The following is a 3,790-nucleotide window of genomic DNA, read 5'->3' on the forward strand; positions in this document are numbered from 1 at the left end:
AACCGTGCCGTCATCGGCTTTCTGGAAGATTTTCGCACCCGCGCCGAAATAGCCGAACGCAACGATGGCAAGCGCCAGCGCCGGCCACAAAAGAACGAGCCAGATGGCCGACGCGAATGCGCCGACGATTGACGCCGCGAGAAGCAACACCGCGCCTGCTGCGTAGGATGCGCCGAGCCGTCGCGCCCAGCGATCGCCGGTCAGGGCGAAGCTCGAGAAGGGCAGGGCGCCGGCACGCGGAAACAGCCACAGCGCGAACAGGCCGAGCAGCGCGCCGGTCGGGATGTCGATGAAATGATGCTGCCATGTGGTCAGCACCGATGCGCCGATGAGCAAACACCAGCCGTGCCATACGATCTTCGCCGGCCCGGAGAACCTGGGGCGAAGATGATCCCAGATGATGACGAGTAGCGCTATGTGGAGCGACGGCGCCTGGTTGAACGGCTTGTCGAAGCCGCCGAGCACGGCGAACATGAAGCCCGGCAGGCCGGTTGTCTCGGGCCGCACGAAAGTGGCGGCCAGCGGAAAGGCGAGGAAACAGGAGACGGCGACGATCTGTGCCGTCAGATAGCGGCCGGCGAGGCGATCGACGCCGCTTTTCGTGTCGTTGACGAAGAGCGACAGCGCATAGAACAGGTTGATCGACCAGTAGGGCACGATGGTCCAGGCCATGAACGGCACTGCGCGCTCCCAGTCGAAGACGATGCTGCCGACATCGTCGCGCAGGGAGGCGAGCCAGTTGGCCGTGCCGTAGGTCAGATAGAAGAACGGGGCGAGAAACAGCAGCCACAAGGCTGCCCGTTTCGCCACGGGGCGGTAGGGTTCTGCGACCGTCTCCTGCGCGTGCATTCGGACCTCAGATGCGTTCGGCGAGCGACACGGTGAAGATGCCCCATTGGTCGATGCACTGGTCGAGCTTGCGGAAGCCGGCGGCCTCGACAAGCTGGTCCATTTCGCCCTGCGTGCGCCGCCGCATCACCCAGGCTTCGCCGCCGCGATGCGAGGTCAGGCTGCGCGCGATCATTTCGAGCTGCGGGTGCCAGGGCTGGTTGGTGTAGATCAGCAGCGCGCCCGGCGTCATCGCGCGAGCGATGCCACCGAGCGACCGCGCGATCAGCGCATTGTCGGGGAAGAGTTCGTAAAGGCCGGAGACGATGGCGAGATTGGGCGCGGGGGTCTGGGCGGCGAGCGCCTCGCCGTCGAACGCGTCGGCGCGGTGGAACGAGAAGCTCTGCGGCAGCTTGCGCGCCGCGATCAGCTTCTGGCCGGCCGCGACATTGATGTCGGAATAGTCCTGCAGGCGAACAGCGGCAGGCTGGTCGGGACATTTGGCGATCGCGTCGAGCACATAGCGGCCGTGGCCGGCGGCGATGTCGAGCACATTTGCCGGCCGGCCGGCCTGTTTCAGGCGCGCGATCCCCGCCGGGATCATCTCTTCCAGGTGCACTTTGCGTTGGCGGATGCCGCGCCAGCCGATTGCGTCGAGGAAGATGCGGTCGACGGCGCGACCAACCGGTCCGAGGCCGCGCGCTTCGTTCTCGTAGACGTAGTCGAGGGTGGAGCCGGAATCGAAGCCGGTGGCGACGCCGGTCTTGAGGCCGGCGGAGAACCACGCACCGAGCTTGATGAAGGCGCGGTTCAGCGCCCAATAGAGGCCTTTCGGCGACAACGGATCGAGCGGCGAGGCGAGCCGGTCGGCCTCGTCGCGGGTAAAGCCGGACAGATGCGCGGCGGTCAGATCTGCACGCTCGATCGGCTTTGCGAACTGCTCGGTGATGAAACGCCGGACGTCACCGACCACCGGCGCGCGGTCGCGTTCGCCCAACGTGTCGTGAAAGAAACCCTTCAGGACGTGGCGCTCCTTGATGGAACTGCCGAGATTGACGAAGAATTCGTGCTGCGGGGCGTGCCTGACAACCCAGTCGCTGCCCGAGATGAGCAATTGCGTCGGCACGGTGATGGCGCGGGCATCGTTCACCACGCGGGCAGCGTGCCGGTAAAGCTCGACCAGTATGTTCGAGGCGATCGGCCGGGTGATCAGCGGGTCGGCCTCGAAGGAGGCGATGCGCTCCGGATCGTGGGTCAGGAATTTGGCCTTCACGTAGGAATTGACGAAGAACACGCCGCGCAGCTTCTGCCACAACGCGATGCTCTCCTTGGCGAAGGGCATGTAGAGTTTTACCGAGAAGGCGGGCGAGGCCAGCACCAAAGCGCGGATATCGGGCGCGTAATCGTGGACCCAGGTTGCGGCCAGCACCGCGCCCACGGATTGCGCGACGACCGCCATGTCGCCGAGCTTGAAGCCGTCCCGCGTCTCGATCTCGCGCATGAAGCAATCGACGTCGCGCACCGATGCGGCGAAGGAGGGAGAATAACCGCGCTGGCCGGGCGACCTGCCATGGCCGCGCGCGTCCCAGGCGTAGAAGGCGTAGTCCGGCATTGCGAGCTCGTCGACGAGATGGGCGACGCGGCCGCCATGCTCGTGGCCGCGGTGGAACAGCACGATTGCGCCCTTGGGGGCAGCGCTTACCGCCGGCCAGCAGCGGTAGAAGATCTCGGCGCCGTCATGGCTCTGGAAGGTGCGCTCGAATGCGGGTCGCCCGGCGGCAGGCGGCGCGGCGGACAAGGTCTCGTGCGGCATTTGCGGGTTTCTCCGGAGTGCAAATCAGGCCGTGCCGGCGGCGAGGCCGGCGCGAACGCGGTTGACGGCGGTGACCAGCGACAGCAGCGCCATCGCTGGAAATATCCACGGCGCGATCAGCGGAAGGGCAAAGTCCGCTGCGACCAGCACCGCGATGACGCCGAGCGCCAGAGCCCGGTCGCTCTTGCCGAACGGACCGGCATAGTTGCGGCCGGAGCCCGCCGCCACGCCAAGCACGCCGGCGAATTCGGCAAGGATGGCGGCGATAGCGAAGGCGGCCACGCCCCAGGCGGGGAAGGCCACCACCAGCGCGAAGGGCAGGATGAGGGCGAGGTCGGAGACGACGTCGCAGAGTTCGTTGAGGTACATTCCGAGCCGCGAGGCCTGGCCATGCTCCCGCGCCAGCATGCCGTCTATGGCGTTGAGCGCCATGCGGACGAACAGAACGGCCGGCAGCAGCAGGAACACCCAGCCGATTTCCGGAAACGCCGCGATGGCGGCGCCTGCTGCGACCGACAGGAAGGCGGCGGCGAGCGTCACCTGGTTGGCGGTCGCGCCGTTTGCGGCGAGCATGTCGACCAGCGGCCTGAGCGTCGATTGGAATGCAGGTTTCAGCGCGTAAAGTGTCGGCATCAGCACGGCTCCCCCGAGTCCGCAAACCTTGACTTGAACCACGTTCACGTCTTTATTGCCACAACTGTGAACGATGTTCAAGGTGTTTGTGAACAGTGTTCAAATTGTGACGGCCAAGGATGGAGCATTGGCGAAGAAGACGCAAGAACGGCGCGAGCGGCTCAGGCGGTCGCTGATCGACATCGCCGAGCGCAGGATCGCCGAGAACGGCTATCCGGCGCTGACGGCGCGCGAGGTGGCGGGCGAGGCCGGTTGCGCGGTCGGCGCCATCTACAACATCTTCCCGGACATGGACGCGCTGGTGGCGGCGGTCAATTCGCGCACCGTTGCGCGGCTCGAAGCGGCGGTCGCGTCGGCCTTCGCGCGCGATCCTTCGAGCGCATTGCCCAAACGCGCGCTGACGCTGCTCGGGCAGACCTATTTCGAGTTCGTGCTGGCCAACCCCCGGCTGTGGTCGGCGATTTTCGAACTCGGCTTCCGCGCTTCGAAAGATGTGCCGGAACGGCAGGGGGCCGC

The 3,790-nt window shown here is 66.1% G+C and carries 4 protein-coding genes; 1 reads left to right on the forward strand and 3 read right to left on the reverse strand.

Going from position 1 to position 3,790, the window contains the following annotated elements; genetic code table 11:
• From MAXJ12_RS06465 to MAXJ12_RS06475, 3 genes are all read right to left on the reverse strand, one after another.
• On the reverse strand, nt 1-849 hold an 849-nt coding region (locus MAXJ12_RS06465; protein ID WP_008834992.1), incomplete at its 3' end, for a phosphatase PAP2 family protein.
• Nucleotides 850-856: 7 nt separating this feature from the next.
• Nucleotides 857-2,641, reverse strand: a complete 1,785-nt coding sequence (locus tag MAXJ12_RS06470; protein WP_008834993.1) for a bifunctional alpha/beta hydrolase/class I SAM-dependent methyltransferase — start codon at nt 2,639-2,641, stop codon at nt 857-859.
• Nucleotides 2,642-2,665: 24 nt separating this feature from the next.
• Nucleotides 2,666-3,274, reverse strand: a complete 609-nt coding sequence (locus MAXJ12_RS06475) for a CDP-alcohol phosphatidyltransferase family protein (RefSeq protein WP_008834994.1) — start codon at nt 3,272-3,274, stop codon at nt 2,666-2,668.
• Between the two features lie 127 nt (nt 3,275-3,401).
• On the opposite strand from MAXJ12_RS06475, the gene MAXJ12_RS06480 reads away from it, so the two are divergent.
• The coding region (locus tag MAXJ12_RS06480) for a TetR/AcrR family transcriptional regulator (RefSeq protein ID WP_040585152.1) at nt 3,402-3,790 on the forward strand (389 nt) is incomplete at its 3' end.

The sequence above is a fragment of the Mesorhizobium alhagi CCNWXJ12-2 genome, assembly GCF_000236565.1.
Lineage (GTDB): Bacteria > Pseudomonadota > Alphaproteobacteria > Rhizobiales > Rhizobiaceae > Allomesorhizobium > Allomesorhizobium alhagi.